Source organism: Rosettibacter firmus (assembly GCF_036860695.1).
Lineage (GTDB): Bacteria > Bacteroidota > Ignavibacteria > Ignavibacteriales > Melioribacteraceae > Rosettibacter > Rosettibacter firmus.
Genome location: NZ_JAYKGJ010000001.1, coordinates 1,062,479 through 1,077,432, shown reverse-complemented (window position 1 = coordinate 1,077,432; position 14,954 = coordinate 1,062,479). Strand labels below are relative to the sequence as shown.

Annotated in this window: 16 protein-coding genes and 1 tRNA gene; 8 read left to right on the top strand and 9 right to left on the bottom strand. The window is 29.3% G+C overall.

Annotated features, from left to right (window positions below; genetic code table 11):
- Positions 1 to 66 precede the first annotated feature (66 nt).
- Entirely contained in the window at positions 67 to 717 is a 651-nt protein-coding gene (locus VJY38_RS04680; protein ID WP_353679508.1) for a cation efflux transmembrane domain-containing protein, read from the top strand.
- A 6-nt stretch (positions 718 to 723) separates the two neighbouring features.
- Here VJY38_RS04680 and VJY38_RS04675 read toward each other — a convergent pair whose 3' ends face one another.
- On the bottom strand, positions 724 to 1,431 hold the full coding sequence (locus VJY38_RS04675) for a hypothetical protein (RefSeq protein WP_353679507.1): 708 nt from the start codon (positions 1,429 to 1,431) through the stop codon (positions 724 to 726).
- 207 nt (positions 1,432 to 1,638) lie between these two features.
- Between VJY38_RS04675 and VJY38_RS04670 the strand changes: the two genes are divergently transcribed.
- The 3 genes from VJY38_RS04670 (at position 1,639) to VJY38_RS04660 (ending at position 4,624) form a co-directional block, all read left to right on the top strand.
- On the top strand, positions 1,639 to 2,157 hold the full coding sequence (locus VJY38_RS04670; RefSeq protein WP_353679506.1) for a hypothetical protein: 519 nt from the start codon (positions 1,639 to 1,641) through the stop codon (positions 2,155 to 2,157).
- A gap of 29 nt (positions 2,158 to 2,186) precedes the next feature.
- Positions 2,187 to 4,373, top strand: a complete 2,187-nt coding sequence (locus VJY38_RS04665) for a TonB-dependent receptor (protein WP_353679505.1) — start codon at positions 2,187 to 2,189, stop codon at positions 4,371 to 4,373.
- Positions 4,374 to 4,450: 77 nt separating this feature from the next.
- A complete protein-coding gene (locus VJY38_RS04660; protein WP_353679504.1) occupies positions 4,451 to 4,624 on the top strand; it encodes a hypothetical protein in 174 nt (57 codons plus the stop codon).
- Positions 4,625 to 4,691: 67 nt separating this feature from the next.
- On the opposite strand, the gene VJY38_RS04655 is transcribed toward VJY38_RS04660, so the two are convergent.
- Positions 4,692 to 4,763: transfer RNA gene (locus tag VJY38_RS04655), tRNA-Arg, on the bottom strand.
- Positions 4,764 to 4,929: 166 nt separating this feature from the next.
- Here VJY38_RS04655 and VJY38_RS04650 point away from each other — a divergent pair.
- The 3 genes from VJY38_RS04650 to VJY38_RS04640 all read left to right on the top strand — a co-directional run bounded on the left by VJY38_RS04650 (position 4,930) and on the right by VJY38_RS04640 (position 6,949).
- Positions 4,930 to 5,445, top strand: a complete 516-nt coding sequence (locus tag VJY38_RS04650; protein ID WP_353679503.1) for a hypothetical protein — start codon at positions 4,930 to 4,932, stop codon at positions 5,443 to 5,445.
- On the top strand, positions 5,423 to 5,836 hold the full coding sequence (locus VJY38_RS04645; protein WP_353679502.1) for a hypothetical protein: 414 nt from the start codon (positions 5,423 to 5,425) through the stop codon (positions 5,834 to 5,836). The genes VJY38_RS04650 and VJY38_RS04645 overlap by 23 nt, the downstream gene beginning before the upstream one ends.
- Before the next feature lie 69 nt (positions 5,837 to 5,905).
- Complete coding sequence (locus tag VJY38_RS04640; RefSeq protein WP_353679501.1) at positions 5,906 to 6,949, top strand: hypothetical protein; 1,044 nt, start codon at positions 5,906 to 5,908, stop codon at positions 6,947 to 6,949.
- A gap of 30 nt (positions 6,950 to 6,979) precedes the next feature.
- On the opposite strand, the gene VJY38_RS04635 is transcribed toward VJY38_RS04640, so the two are convergent.
- From VJY38_RS04635 to VJY38_RS04605, 7 genes are all read right to left on the bottom strand, one after another.
- The gene (locus tag VJY38_RS04635) at positions 6,980 to 7,537 is read right to left on the bottom strand and encodes a DUF1579 domain-containing protein (protein WP_353679500.1); all 558 of its coding nucleotides are present in this window, start codon (positions 7,535 to 7,537) and stop codon (positions 6,980 to 6,982) included.
- A 131-nt stretch (positions 7,538 to 7,668) separates the two neighbouring features.
- On the bottom strand, positions 7,669 to 8,094 hold the full coding sequence (locus VJY38_RS04630) for a DUF5362 domain-containing protein (RefSeq protein ID WP_353679499.1): 426 nt from the start codon (positions 8,092 to 8,094) through the stop codon (positions 7,669 to 7,671).
- 3 nt (positions 8,095 to 8,097) lie between these two features.
- On the bottom strand, positions 8,098 to 8,727 hold the full coding sequence (gene can / locus VJY38_RS04625) for a carbonate dehydratase (RefSeq protein ID WP_353679498.1): 630 nt from the start codon (positions 8,725 to 8,727) through the stop codon (positions 8,098 to 8,100).
- A gap of 30 nt (positions 8,728 to 8,757) precedes the next feature.
- Positions 8,758 to 9,576 carry an AmmeMemoRadiSam system protein B gene (gene amrB / locus VJY38_RS04620; RefSeq protein ID WP_353679497.1) on the bottom strand — a complete coding sequence of 273 codons (819 nt, stop codon included), beginning with the start codon at positions 9,574 to 9,576 and terminating at the stop codon, positions 8,758 to 8,760.
- Positions 9,573 to 10,136 carry an AmmeMemoRadiSam system protein A gene (gene amrA / locus VJY38_RS04615; protein ID WP_353679496.1) on the bottom strand — a complete coding sequence of 188 codons (564 nt, stop codon included), beginning with the start codon at positions 10,134 to 10,136 and terminating at the stop codon, positions 9,573 to 9,575. Before amrA ends, amrB begins: the two co-directional genes overlap by 4 nt.
- A 4-nt stretch (positions 10,137 to 10,140) precedes the next feature.
- Positions 10,141 to 10,953, bottom strand: coding sequence for a DUF4905 domain-containing protein (locus tag VJY38_RS04610; RefSeq protein ID WP_353679495.1), 813 nt, complete (start codon positions 10,951 to 10,953; stop codon positions 10,141 to 10,143).
- An 11-nt stretch (positions 10,954 to 10,964) separates the two neighbouring features.
- Positions 10,965 to 12,338 (bottom strand): tryptophanase, encoded by a 1,374-nt coding sequence (locus tag VJY38_RS04605; protein ID WP_353679494.1) that lies wholly within the window; start codon positions 12,336 to 12,338, stop codon positions 10,965 to 10,967.
- Between the two features lie 264 nt (positions 12,339 to 12,602).
- Here VJY38_RS04605 and VJY38_RS04600 point away from each other — a divergent pair, with 264 nt between their 5' ends.
- The gene (locus VJY38_RS04600) at positions 12,603 to 14,945 is read left to right on the top strand and encodes a TonB-dependent receptor (protein WP_353679493.1); all 2,343 of its coding nucleotides are present in this window, start codon (positions 12,603 to 12,605) and stop codon (positions 14,943 to 14,945) included.
- Positions 14,946 to 14,954: the final 9 nt, after the last annotated feature.

The window sequence follows — 14,954 nt, the reverse complement described above, 5'->3', positions numbered from 1 at the left end:
GTAATATGTTTTTTGAACTAAATCTAATAAAAAATTGTATTTTGGATAAAATAAAAGAGAATGATTATGGAGAGCATAAATTTAGTTTATAATAAGGAATCGTTATATAAAACTGCATTTTTGCTTTCATACATAACTATTGGTTATAATATAATTGAGGGCATAGTTTCAGTATTGTTTGGTTTTGAAGACGAAACGCTTGCACTATTTGGTTTTGGAGTCGATTCATTTGTTGAAGTAATTTCTGGAATTGGAATTCTTCATATGTTAATTAGAATAAGAAATAATAATGGTGAATCAAGAGATGCATTTGAAAATACAGCATTAAAAATTACAGGTACAGGTTTTTATATGCTTGCTGTAGGTCTGATAATTACTGCAATTTATAATTTAATTACATTTCATAAACCTGAAACAACTTTATGGGGAATTATAGTATCATCTATTTCTATTATTACAATGTCGATATTAATTTATTATAAATTGAAAGTTGGAAGATTTTTAAATTCAAATGCAATAATTGCAGATGCTAATTGTACAAAAACCTGTTTGTATTTATCCTTTGCGTTATTAATTGCAAGTTTAGGTTATGAAATAACAGGCATAGGAGGCTTGGATTCATTGGGTGCATTTGCTATTGCATGGTTTTCATTTAAAGAAGGGAAAGAAGCTTTTGAAAAAGTTAAAACAGGTAAAAGCTGTAGCTGCGAGCACTAATTTTAATTAATCAAAAATTTTCTCAAGATTTTGATATTTTGAATGAACTTCTTCAACTGCATTAATGATTTCTTTCTTTAAATCTTTTTTCTTTACTATTGTATTTAATTTTATTACGGCGTTATTTAATTCAACTTTACATCTGTCAAATTCTTCTTTCTTGCTTTTAAGACGTGCAGGTAATGTTGCATTCATTAATTCATGCATTTTTGCTTTTAGAATTTTTGCAGACTCTTTTATTTTATCGTAATTGTAGTTTGGAGTATAATAGTGATAAAGTAAATACAATTCTTGATGAAAAGTATCAAGTTCTTTAATAACTGGTTTGATTAATCTAACAAGATATTCATATTGTGAGTGAAGTTGTTCTGCAGCTTTTAGTATAGCAGTTGTATCATTTTTGACGAGTGCAACTCTATATCTTTCAATTATTGCATCAAGTTTTTTTACTCCTTCGTCCCACTTTTCTTGTTTATCTCTTAAAATTCCTGGAAGTTCAGCATATTTTATTTTTTCAAAACCCTCATCAATTGGGCGCATTAATGATTTCATCATATCAATATTTTTTTCAGGCCAGGCGGTATGCCATAATTGATATATTACTTCATGGAACTCTGTTAGTTCTTTTACTTCTGATTTTGTTTCGTTGAGTTTTAATTCCTGTGCAAAACAATTGAAGGCAATTATTGCGAATAAGAGAAATACTCGTTTCATAATATTCCATATTTAGTTTCACAAATATAAATTAAAGTAAGAATTTATTTTTTAATAAAAAGTTAATATGTTTTTGAAAAAGGTTATTATATCTTTATAATATAATGTTTTATTTCCAGAAAATGTGTAATACTTTTTGTTTTTGTGAAACCGTAGATTTTTGTTTTAGTAATTTCTACTTTATTTAATAATGAAGAAGAGTAAACTATGCTAAAAAAAATATTAATTGTTATTTCAATATTTGCTATAGCGATTTTTAATGGTTGTGATAAAGGAATTGAACCCGAACCAGAAATTCCATCTGGTCCAATGGGTTTTTCGGGTAAGGTTACATTTATAGGTAAGTGGCCTGAAGGTATAAAAAGAACTCACATCGTTGTTTTTAAAAATCCAATAGAAAAAAGTGAGGATTTTTTTCCACCTAATCTTTCTTTTGTTTCAGATTCTATTCCATATAATTCAACAGAATTTGTATATAATTCAATTGAAAATAATTTTCTTCCAATTTTACAATTAGATGAAGGCGTGTATTCATATGTAGTTGTGGCACAATCGAGAACTCCCGAAATTTCTCTTGACAGAAAAGATTGGTTTGTAGTTGGAGTTTATTGTGTAAATGGAAATCAATCAAATCCAGCAAAGTTAATAATCCAGCGAGGTAAAATTACTCCCAATGTAAATATTATTGTTGATTTTAATAATCCACCACCTCAACCACCAATGTAATTTTATTTTTAAGTCATTGAGGAGTTAGTATGAAAAAAATATTTGTACTATTGATTGTAATACTATCGTTAGATGTGTATGCACAAACAGGTAATATTAAAGGGAGAGTTATAAATGAGAGTGCTCAACCTGTAATTGGTGCTAATGTTATAATCGAAGGGACTTTTTATGGCGCAGCGACAGATGAAAATGGAAATTTTGAAATAAAAAATATTCCTTTTGGAAATTATGTATTGAGAATTTCTTCGATAGGTTATGAAAAAAGAAGTATTAAAATAAACTTTAATCAGAATTTTAAACCTCTTACAATTATATTAAAAACATCGGTAATAGAAACACAACAAATAGTTGTAAGTGCAGGTAAATATGAACAGAAAAAAGAAGATCTAACAGTTAGTACAACTGTCATTCAACCGGAATTTATAAATAGAAAAAATTATAAAACATTTGATGAGCTTTTGAGAGATATTCCAGGCATTCAAATGAATCTTGAACAGGTGAGTATTCGTGGTTCGAGTGGATATAGTAAAGGTGTAGGAGCAAGAGTACTGGCAGCTATAAACGGGATTCCTTTTTTTTCTGGTGATAACGGTGATGTCGTCTGGGAAATGATACCTTTAGCCGATATTGAAAGAGTTGAAATTATTAAAGGTCCTGCAAGTTCATTATATGGAACTTCTGCAATTGGGGGAGTAATAAATATTATAACTAGTCAACCAGTAAAATCGCCGATAACAAATATTAACTCATATTATGGTATTTATGATAAACCTAAATATGAATCGTGGCGATGGAATAAGAATTATAGAAGTTTTTATGGTATCGAAGTTACACATTCAAACTCAATTGAAAATTTAGGCTATACTTTTTCATTAAAAAAATTTGATGACCTCAGTTATAAAAGAGATAACTTCAGTAAAAAGTATCTGGGCTATCTAAAAATGAATTATAAACTTAATAATAAAAGTGAATTAACATTATTCACTGATTATCTCAATATGAACAGAGGAAATTTTTTATACTGGAAAGATTCAAGACATGCATTGGTTCCTAAAGATGAGGATACAAATAAAATTGTTAAATCTAATAGAGTTTTCTCTGGATTAATTTATCATAATAAATTGAGTGATAATTTAACAGGGGATTTTAAATTTAGTTATTATTACACAAGATTTGATGGCTATGGATTAGAAGTTACAACTTCTGAAGCAAATTTATTCCGTAGCGAAGCTTTGTTTAATTATAACGTATCAGAAAAATTATTGATTGTTGGTGGAGTTGAAGCTTCTTATTCTAATGTTAAATCAAATATTTTTTCTAACACAAAATTCAGAGGTTTTGCTACATATTTTCAAACAGAATATAAAGCTTTCAAAAATTTTATTGCCACACTTGGCATTCGTTATGATTACATAGATTTAATTCCTGCTGGTTCTAAAGATACAATATCAGGGAAAAATGCAATTACACCTCGCGCTGGTTTGAATTATAAATTGAGTGATAAACTTATATTGAGAGCATCAATTGGTACTGGATTTAGAGCTCCAACACCAGCAGAAGTTTTTACAACAGCTGGAGTAGGAGGTGGTATCGATATTAAAGAAAATCCAAATTTAAAATCTGAAACAAGCTTTTCTATAGAAACAGGTGCTTTGTATAATTATTCTTCAAATCTATCTTTCGATGTTGCTTTATATAGAACAGAATATAATAATTTCATTGAACCTAATTTAAATAAAGAAGGTAAGATTCAATTTGTTAATCTTACAAAAGCAAGAATACTGGGAGTTGAAATTATAACCGATTTACATATAATACCATCATTATTAAAAGTTATGCTTGGTTATAATTATATGTGGGCAAGAGATATTGAAAAGAAAAAAGCAATGAAATATCGTCCACGAAACTCATTTAATTTACAATTAAGATTGACTCCATTGCCTTATGAATTTGGAATTGATTTTAGATATGCAAGTAAAGTTGAAGAGATTGATTTTGAAATTACTCAACCTCCATTAGCACTTGTAATTGATGGCGATAAAAGAGTTCCAGTATATGTTACCGACATTACAGCAGGATATAATTTTATAGTAATGAAAATGCCTGCTAAAATTTATTTGAATGCAAAAAATATTTTTAATTATTATTATGTTGAATTCATTGGCAATCTTGCACCGCTTAGAAATATATCACTTAATTTTCAGTTATATTTATAAAAGGAGAAATTATAAATTTTGAATTTGGAAATTCAGTTGCAGTTACAGTGTGTGATGAAGAAAGGGAAATAATTTATATGAATAAAAAATCTGCTGATATGTACCAGGGTGGATATAATTTGTTGGGAGAAAATTTATATAATTGTCATAATGAAAAAAAAATTATTGAGTTAATTGAAAATCAAAAAAATATTTATTCAATTGAAAAGCAATGGGAAGAAGAAATTGATTTATCAATCACACCATTATGAAAATAACAAAATGAAAAGATTATTTGTAATTGAATTACCTGATAATTTATTACATTAAAGATAACTGTACCCCCGGCGGGAATCGAACCCACATTTCAAGCTCCGGAGGCTTGCGTTCTATCCATTGAACTACGGGGGCAAAAAATATTACACAATATTTTATAATAAAATAAAAATTATCTGTAACAAATTCTTGATTAATATCAATAATCATAAAATTAATAAAGATTAATTTAGATTATATATTGACTTTAAAAAGTTTTTACTAATTTATCATTGAGAATATTTTTATAAGGAGATAAAAAGTGTCTTACAAAATGAAAAAAGCTGTCGAAGAAATAATTACTTCATTAAAAAAATTACCAGAGCCAGGTAAAAAAACTGGTTCGTTCTGGAATTTTATGAAAAACCAGCTTACCGAAGAAACTCAATGGGATCCTCAACATATTAAAATTATTGAGGATGAAATTGATAAGTACCTGAGCAAATTAGATAAAAAATCTTTAGCAGAAATGTGGAAAGAAACTCCCAACGGTGTCGATAAATATGATATGGTTGAAAAAACAGATATAAAAGAAATGAAAGCTGATGTTTTAGATGAATTGATAGGAAGAGTAATGGATAGAATGGATGAAAAATATTCATCTCGAGATCCTTTCTTCCTTGAACCTGAAGAATCATCCTATTCCGGTAAAAAGAAAAATGTTGATGATGATATGGAAGATGACTTAGAAGAACCTGAAGATTTTACAGAAGATGATTTTGGTTTTGATGACGATATTTTTAACGATGATGGTGATGATGAAGACTATAAATTTTAAAACTATTTTATTTGCACTCTGTTCTTTCTCATTTATATATTCTCAAGATTCGGATTCATTAAAAACATTTAATAGAAATATTTTGTATGAACTGAGAGAAATTCAATCTTTGAATGATCTTTCATTAGGGAACAGAGAAGGATTTAATAATATATTACTGAAAGATCCCGAATTATTATGGATTAAAACAAAATATTATGTTGATAATATAAAGTTTCAACAAGAGCCTTCCTTAAATTCACAGGAATTGACAACCACGTTATACAATAATTATTTATTTTCTCAAAAGTATGCTACTTACAAATCACTTCTTGGATATGTTCAGGTTGGTGCTACTGCATATTTAGCATATCAACATTTTAAAAAACATAAAATTCTTAAAAAGAAATAGAATTTAGATGTAACTCATTTGTGGATATGTTCGTCTAAATTGGTGCACAAATTAAGGAGTTATAAAAAAATGAAGCGATTGCTATTAATATTATTTTTTATTGCTATAACTATTAATAATGCACAGTTTGAAATTTTGGACGAAGATTCAACTGAAGTAAAATGTTCTCATTCTAGTATTGATATTGGAATAAAATCAATCGGGATAAGCTTTGGTAATTCAGAATACTGGAATGGGATAAGACTAAATGTTACTGATTGTGATGTAAAAAAAGTTAGTGGTATTAATATCACATTATGGAATCCTAAAAATACTCTGGATTTATCAATTAATGGAATAGCTTTAGGTCTTGCACCTGCTGGTAGAAGTATTAATGGTATATCGATTGGTCTTGCAGCTGTTCTCGGTAAAAAACATCTAAGAGGAATAAATATTGGCGGCATTGCGACTGTAGGTGGTAATATGGAAGGATTTAATTTTGGAGGTTTAGCTACAGTTGCAAAAGAGAATATTTCGGGAATTAATTTTGCAGGACTTGCTACCATTGCAAAAGGAAATATTATTGGTTTCAGCTTTGGAGGAATGGCTCTGATCAGTAATCAAAATATTAGAGGAATAAATATTGGTGGTTTAGCAACAGTGTCAAAAGGTAAAATTCAGGGATTGAATATTGGAGGTCTTGCAATTGTATCAAAAGATAAAGTTGAAGGAATAAATGTTGGTGGCCTGGCAATAGTTGCAAAAGAAAATATATGCGGAATTAATATAGGTGGTCTGGCACTGGTTAGCAGTGGAAACATATATGGATTGAATCAAGCTGTACTTGCAAGCGTATCAAGAGGCTCAATTAAAGGAATTAATATCTCAGGTTATAAATTGGAAGCAGATAGTTTTTATGGATTAAATATTACTCCAGGCTGGGTTGAATTAAATGATTTACATGGTGTATCTATTTCTTCATTCCATAAAATTGATGGTATTCAGAAAGGTGTTGTAATTGGTGTAGTAAATATTGCAGAAGAATTATATGGATTTCAATTTGGACTTATAAATATAGCAAAAAATAATACTGGTGTTACAAAAGTATTACCATTATTGAATTGTCATTTCTAAATAAAAAGCCCGGTGATACCCGGGCTTTGTTTATTTTCTTGTATAAACTGCATCAAACATTTTGTATTCTTTATCTTCAAAGATAGAAAACATTTCATTTGAAAATTTATTCTCGTCTATAATTTTTGTTACTGAACGTATTTTTAGTTGTTTACCAGTCATAGGATCAAATGATTCTCCGGTATATGTAAAAGTTTTTGTTGCATTGTCAAAATCGCCTTTCATAATTAGCATTCCAGTTCCCATGTTATCAATCCAGTAACTGTAAAATTTTTTTTCTTTATTATCGTAACCATCTATTGCAATCCCTTCAAAAGGCATTCCCATCATATCTGCACTGTAAGTAGTTTTAAAATATCTTCCACCGAGAATAGATTCTGTAACCGAAGTTCCTTCTATTTTGTTTTCTGAACCTGTGTATATATCATACATTGTCATATCTACTTTCCAGGTTCCAACATTCTTTGAAAGTAATTCATGCATGGGACCAGGAGTCATATATTCCATCCATGCTTTCATCATATCTTGCTGATCTTGTGCATAAATTACAACACAAGATAAAAAGAGAGCTAAAAAAGTTTTTTTCATAAAAACTCCATTTAATTAAAAAAATTTTATAAATGCTTTAACAATTTAGTAATAATTATTACAGTAACCACTGTAATTGAGAAATTATTTTGTAATTAGATTTAGATAAAAAATTAGTCTTCAGGTGTAAGTTATATTGTATTGTATTCAAAATTTTTCATTTCCCATAATGTACTTAATCCTGAAGCAATAAAAATTATTATTAAAGCAATCCATATAATTGTTAAAATTATACCAACAATAATTAAGATTTTTGTTATACGGAAAAATTTGCCCTGCAGTTCAAATCCCGTTCTTAATGCACCTGCCTGGTTAGTTGCTTTAAAGATTTCAAATTGTTCAGCAGCTTCTCTAATTCTTAGACCAATTAAAATAATAGGTACTCCAATTATCGCTCCAATTATTGAAAGACATGTTATTGCTCCATAAATTATTGTAAATAGACCAACAAAACGCATATCTTTAATCATTTTACCAAATGTTATTTGAAAAGGAGAGAATGTTTGTGATTGTTCTGTAGAATTTTGCTCTAAATTAATATTATTAGTTTGTTCCATTTTTTACTCCTTTTTATTAAAAGTATTTCTCTGGTCTAAGTTAGATATGCTTACGTTTAAATCTTTAAGCAATCCATCCTTAATACTATAAATCCATCCATGAACAGTAAGTTCTTTATTTGATTTCCATGCATTTTGAACAATAGTTGTATTGCATACATTATTAACCTGTTCGATTACATTTAATTCACATAATAAACTGAGTTTATGTTCTTCATCTGTAATATCATTAAACTTATCTTTATGAATTCTATAAACATCTTTTATATGACGTAGCCAGTTATCAATTAATCCATGATCTTTATTTTCTAAAGCTGCTTTAATTCCTCCACAACCATAATGCCCGCACACAATAATATGTTTAACTTCAAGTACTTCAACGGCATACTGGATTACTGAAAGGCAATTCAAATCTGTATGTACAACTACATTTGCAATATTACGATGAACAAATATTTCACCAGGCATTAAATCAACTATTTGATTAGCAGGTACTCTGCTATCAGAGCAACCTATCCATAAGTATTCTGGTTTTTGTTGTTGTGAGAGCCTGGTAAAAAAATCAGGATTATGTTTTTTAATATTTGTAGCCCAATTCTGGTTTTTTATAAATAAGTGCTGGAGTTTATTCATATAATATCCTTTAATGTTTTGTAAATTGTATTAATTATAAATTGCAGCGGAAAGATAACCAACAACTTCTGAAAAGTCCCCTGAAACATCTCCCGAATCTGAACGATGAAGAACTTTAGATTTTCTTTTGTTTATTAAGTCGGCTGTTCTCATTAATGCAACGATAGCACCGCCTCCGCATGCTTCGCATTTATTATTTTCTAAATCTTTTTGAAGTCCATCGTAATCGAAGTTTGAAATATGTTTTTCTACAATTGAATCTAATTCATCAGCTGTTCTTTTTGAATAGTAATGTGATAAATCTGAACTGGCTACAATTAATGTATTTTCATCCACTACTTTTGAAAGCGAGTTTGCAAGTTCATAAACAAATACACGATTTTGATCGCCAAGAACAATTGGAACAATCGAAAAGTTTTCAAGAACAGTTTGAAGAAAAGGTATTTGAACTTCAACTGCATGTTCAGCACGATGCCCCTGAATCCCTTCAAAAATAATTTTGCTACCAGCTGTTAATTGCGAAGAGATATTTTTATTGATTGGCACTTCTCCTAAAGGAGTTTTATATGCGTCTCCATTATATATAGAAATTCCTGCAAAATATTCACGATGACTTGGTGAAATAATAATTACAGTATTATAATTTTTACCTTTAATTGCATTATAAGCATATGCGGCAGTTTTTCCTGAATATATATATCCTGCATGTGGTGCTATAATTCCCAGAATATTATCTATATTTTCTGATAGCTTTGATGTATCTAAAAGAATTTGAATCTCTTCTCTTAATTTTGAAGGAGAAGAAGGATAGAACATTCCTGCAACAGATGGCTCTCTTACTTGTTTCATTTTTCCTCCAGTTCTTTTTCATTAAATACAAGTGCTGTAAAACCACTTAATTTTAATTGTTTAGTTCTCCAGTAGCCAGCAGGAAAACCTGTTTTTTGACAGATAGCATCAAGATATTGTTCTTTGTTCATATTGTGTTCAATTGGAACTTGAGGAAGAAGTAAGCCCCGTCTCCCTTTTTCTTCTAATATCAAACCATGCTTTCCTATAATGATATCGTCATAACTGTTGAGAGGAAAAGGCTCAGATAGAATTGAGATTTCAATCTCGATATCATCAAGTTCAGATTCTCTTACAGGGGGAAAGCGTGGATCATTTATAGCAGCACTTATAGCTGCATCACAAACTGTTTCGTAAAGAGGTTTATCAGAAGTTATATATCCAATGCATCCACGCAGTCGACCATGTTCTGTTAATGTAACAAATGCTCCTGCATGTGATTTTAATGCTGGATATTTTTCATAATCGACTTGCGGTAACTTTTCATCAGTAAAAATTGAACTTATTGAAGTGCGTGCAGCTTTAAGAAGGATTTTTTTCTCTTCTTGTGAGAGTTCCATTTTTTTATTCCAGTTTATATATAATCAATCCATTTTTTTCTTTTAATAATATTAAAAAATTTTTATACATAAAAAATGAATCTGTCATGAATGATTTAGTGTTTTTATTTAATATTTCTGAAATTATAATTTTTTCTTTTTCTAAATCAAAGGCTATAAAATGATTGCTTAAGTTGTTGTCATTATTAGTTAAGTGGAAACTTAGTAATAAGATTTTTTTATAGAGATTGAATTCTATGTTTCCTGTGATATTCTTTTTAATTAAGTAATCTATTATTTCTGAAATCTGGTTATCATCTTTATAATATACTTGAGGAAAAATATAATTGCTGTAATCTTTTTGTTCTTCTGCTTTCTTTCTTAAAGAATTTATTTTTAAATAATCATTACCAAAATCATCAACTAAATTACCATCAAAATAATTCAATGCATAAAAATATCTTTCTTCAAATCCTTGTTTGAAAGCAAATATTTTATCTTCGAAAGCAAAGAGAAAAGAAAGTTCATCATTTATCCATAATATTTTTTGAGAATTTATGTCGAAAGCAATTATTTCTTTGTGATTTGGTAAATCAGGTTTTGGAAATTTATGAAAATATATGATTTCGTTATGTACAGTTTCTATTCCAACATAATATTTTTCTTCTAATTGAAAATTGTCGAATAAAACTTTTTTATTATTGATGTCGAAGCAATTAAAGAAAGCTTCTTTTGTTTCAGGATTACGAGTTTCGATTATTAATTTATCTTTGTCTGATATTAATAATCTCCAGATTTGATTTGGATAATCTACTTTATAATACTTTTTTGCTTTCATTCAATGTGTCCTTAAATTGGTTGAAATCTTGCTGTGAAATGTCTTAACACTGGAGCTTCATAAATAATTTTATAACCTTTTAAAAGTTCACGATGATTAAAAACTTCGGTGACTACTTCAGCAACATAATCAATATGACTTTGAGTATAAACTCGTCGAGGAATAGCCAGACGAACAAGTTCCATCATTGCAGGAATTAATTTCCCAGTTTGTTTATCATATTTTCCAAACATAACCGAACCAATTTCAACTGTTCTTAAGCCACCTTCAATGTAAAGTTCGCACACAATTGATTGTCCAGGATATTGTTCTGGTGGAATATGGGGAGCAAATCTTTTTGCATCAATATAAATAGCATGTCCACCTGGTGGTTCAATAATTGGCACACCAGCAGCTAAAAGTTTTTCGCCGAGATATTCAATACTTCTAATTCTGTATTTTAAATAATGTTCATCAATAACTTCTTCGAGTCCCTGAGCAATTGCTTCGAGATCTCTTCCTGCTAAACCACCATAAGTGGGAAAGCCTTCTGTAACAATTAATAAGTTTCTACATTTTGTTGCTAATTCTTCATCATTTAAAGAAAGCCATCCACCAATATTTACAAGTGCATCTTTTTTTGCACTCATTGTAGAGCCATCAACATATGAAAACATTTCCTGAACAATTTCTAAAACTGTTTTGTTTTGATAACCTTTTTCTCTAAGTTTTATGAAGTAAGCATTTTCTGCAAAACGGCATGCATCGAAGTAAAAGCGTATATTATATTTATCGCATATTTTTCTTACCTCTCTTATGTTTTCCATAGAAACAGGTTGACCTCCACCTGAATTATTAGTTATTGTAAGCATTACGAGAGGGATATTTTCTTTACCAACTTTGTTAATAAAATTTTCAAGTGCATTTATGTCTATGTTTCCTTTGAAAGGAGCTCTCTGTTCTGGATGCTTACCAATTTCACAAAGTAAATCTATTGCTTCTGCTCCTGTAAATTCAATATTTGCTCTTGTTGTATCAAAGAAAGTGTTGCTGACAAAATATTTTCCTTTACCACCCAGAATAGAGAAAAGAATTTTTTCTGCAGCTCTTCCCTGATGTGTTGGAATTATAAATTTATGATTTGTGATTTTTTTTACCGCAGCTTCGAACCTGTAAAAACTTTTTGCTCCTGCGTAAGATTCATCGCCTCTCATTATACCACTCCATTGTTCTGAACTCATTGCTGATGTACCACTATCAGTTAATAAATCAATTAAAACATCATCTGCATGAATTAAAAATGTATTGTAGCCAGCTTCTTTCAGTATTTTAATTCTCTCTTCTTTAGTGGTAAATTTTATAGGTTCAACGGTTTTTATTTTGAAAGGTTCGATGATGGTTTTCATGAAAACCTCTGTAATTATTTTTTATTCTAAATTATGTTTAGAGATAGAATTTTATTATTAACCTTTGTTAAATTACAAATATTTTTTTCATAACTCGAAACAAATCATCATTTGCTTTTAATAATCTGTGATTGCTACATTAATGTTTTTCTGTCATGATTATGAAAAGAATCGGGAAATATTAATGTTTTTCTTTGTTCATAAAATGATTTTAATTTTGTATAGTTAATTTTATAGCTTTACATATCAAATAAATTCAATTCTATGGTGAAGAAAATATTTACGTGCTTAACAATAGTTTTATTGTACATTAATTCATACTCACAAAATAAAAATGCATCACTGAGTGGATTTGTATATGATTCTTCAACTGGAGAAGGATTAATTGGGGCTAATGTTTATCTTAAAGGAATAAATTTAGGGGCAAGCACAAATTTAAGTGGTTATTATGTTATTCCAAATATAACGCCTGGTAAATATGAATTGATAGTTAGCTATGTTGGTTATAAAACTTTTAGTAAAGAAATAGTTTTTCAAAGTGACGAAAAGAAAAGGCTGGATATAAAATTAGAGCCAACAGAAATTGTAAGCGAAGAGATAGTTGTTTCTGCTGATTCAATTAGTTTAGTAGATAAATTATTTAATAAACCAGTATCAAAAATTGAAATTACACCCATTCAAATAAGTAAAGTTCCACAGGTGGTGGAATCAGATTTATTGAGGACACTTCAGAGTTTACCAGGTATTTTGCCAGTATCCGATTTTTCATCTGCAATTTATGTAAGAGGCGGAACTCCCGATCAAAATCTTTTTCTTGTAGATGGTACAGATGTTTATAATCCTCAACATGCTTTTGGATTGTTTTCAACTTTTAATACAGATGCGATAAAAAAAGTGGAAGTATATAAAGGAGGATTTGGAGCAGAATATGGAGGTAGATTATCCTCTGTGATCAATATTATTAATAATGATGGTAATAGAAATAATTTTGAAGGGAAAGCATCTTTAAGTTTACTTTCATTTAATACAACATTACAAATGCCAATTGGAAAAATTGGTTCTTTATCTGGCTCGTTAAGAAGAACTTATCTCGATCAAACTGTTGCAAAATTTATTGATGATATTCCCGATTATTATTTTCTTGATGGTAACTTCAAAGCATTTTTCGATTTGAATAATTCTAACAAACTAAGCATTAGCTTTTATGGTGGCATTGATGATTTGAATTATATATTTGATAAGGACAGATCTCAATCTTTTGGATTTAACTACAAGTGGGGAAATCAAACAGGTAGCATTAACTGGCGTAGTGTAATTACTCCTAAATTATTTGGTAACTTCTGGTTTACTGCAAGTGGCTTTTTTTCTGAATTTGTATTTAATGAAGCTGAGTTCGAAGAAAGAAATAGAATTGAAGATTTTACTTTGAAAGGTGCACTGGAATATTTTTATAATGAATCTTTCAGTTTTAAATTTGGTTTGGAATGGAAAAATGTAAACGGTGGTTTGAAAGAAGAACTTCCTGGAGGGAAAGTTGATGTAACGAAACATCCCAAACTCTACTCAGCATATTTTTCATCAAACTGGAAACCCAATGTATTGTGGGATATTGAAGCAGGTATTCGTGGCGACTATCTTGAATCAGATAAAAATTATAGCAGTATCGATCCACGTCTTACAATTAAATATCGTTTGAGTGAAAAAAGTAACTTAAAACTATCTACTGGAATTGTACATCAATACGCTCATCAAATACCAAGAGTATTTATGGTAAGTATATGGACAGCTTCTGATAAATATGTTAAAGGCTCAAGTGCTCTTCATTCAATAATTGGATACCAGAGACAAATACAGGAAAATATTACACTGGAACTTGAAACATATTATAAGAAATACAATAACATTTATTCATACAATTACAATATGCATGTTGATGTTGAAAATGTTGGTTATACAGAGGAAGGTAAACCTATTTATGGTTCAACAAAAGGTATTTTTAACAGTGGTAATGGAAAATCTTATGGCATAGAATTATTAATTAGAAAAGATGCAGGTGCAATAACAGGCTGGTTTGCTTATTCACTGGCACGCACAGAATTTACAATTGAAAATATTAATAATGGAAAACCATTTAATCCACGACACGATAGAACTCATGCAATCAATATTGTAACAAACTTTGATCTTAATAATATTATAAATGAAATTAAAGGAAAACCATTTATTAACTCGGATAAGAAATGGACTGCTGGTTTGAGTTTTACTTACTTTTCTGGACAACCAATTACATTACCATCTTCTGTTTATCTTTTTAATTCTGCACCAGACTGGGAATATGGGCTGCCGAGTATTTCACTTTATCCTTCGTCTATTAATCAATATAGATTACCTTATTATGCAAGGTTAGACTTCAACTTGAATTACGAAATTCATTATAAAGGATGGTCTCTTACACCATACTTACAAATTTTCAATCTATTAAATCGTAAGAATGTATGGTTTATTAGATACGAAGAAGAAATTAAAGGAGGCATAATAAAGATTAAAACCGATAATGTCTCAATGTTTCCAATTCTGCCAAGTATTGGTGTGAGTATAAAATTTTAGTGAGGAAAG

Coding starts and splice junctions, on each gene's coding strand:
- amrB (WP_353679497.1), bottom strand. CDS start 9,576: ATGAAACAAGTAAGAGAGCCATCTGTTGCAGGAATGTTCTATCCTTCT.
- VJY38_RS04675 (WP_353679507.1), bottom strand. CDS start 1,431: ATGAAACGAGTATTTCTCTTATTCGCAATAATTGCCTTCAATTGTTTT.
- VJY38_RS04670 (WP_353679506.1), top strand. CDS start 1,639: ATGCTAAAAAAAATATTAATTGTTATTTCAATATTTGCTATAGCGATT.
- VJY38_RS04640 (WP_353679501.1), top strand. CDS start 5,906: ATGAAGCGATTGCTATTAATATTATTTTTTATTGCTATAACTATTAAT.
- VJY38_RS04600 (WP_353679493.1), top strand. CDS start 12,603: ATGGTGAAGAAAATATTTACGTGCTTAACAATAGTTTTATTGTACATT.
- can (WP_353679498.1), bottom strand. CDS start 8,727: ATGAATAAACTCCAGCACTTATTTATAAAAAACCAGAATTGGGCTACA.
- VJY38_RS04680 (WP_353679508.1), top strand. CDS start 67: ATGGAGAGCATAAATTTAGTTTATAATAAGGAATCGTTATATAAAACT.
- amrA (WP_353679496.1), bottom strand. CDS start 10,136: ATGGAACTCTCACAAGAAGAGAAAAAAATCCTTCTTAAAGCTGCACGC.
- VJY38_RS04610 (WP_353679495.1), bottom strand. CDS start 10,953: ATGAAAGCAAAAAAGTATTATAAAGTAGATTATCCAAATCAAATCTGG.
- VJY38_RS04660 (WP_353679504.1), top strand. CDS start 4,451: ATGAATAAAAAATCTGCTGATATGTACCAGGGTGGATATAATTTGTTG.
- VJY38_RS04605 (WP_353679494.1), bottom strand. CDS start 12,338: ATGAAAACCATCATCGAACCTTTCAAAATAAAAACCGTTGAACCTATA.
- VJY38_RS04665 (WP_353679505.1), top strand. CDS start 2,187: ATGAAAAAAATATTTGTACTATTGATTGTAATACTATCGTTAGATGTG.
- VJY38_RS04645 (WP_353679502.1), top strand. CDS start 5,423: ATGATGAAGACTATAAATTTTAAAACTATTTTATTTGCACTCTGTTCT.
- VJY38_RS04630 (WP_353679499.1), bottom strand. CDS start 8,094: ATGGAACAAACTAATAATATTAATTTAGAGCAAAATTCTACAGAACAA.
- VJY38_RS04635 (WP_353679500.1), bottom strand. CDS start 7,537: ATGAAAAAAACTTTTTTAGCTCTCTTTTTATCTTGTGTTGTAATTTAT.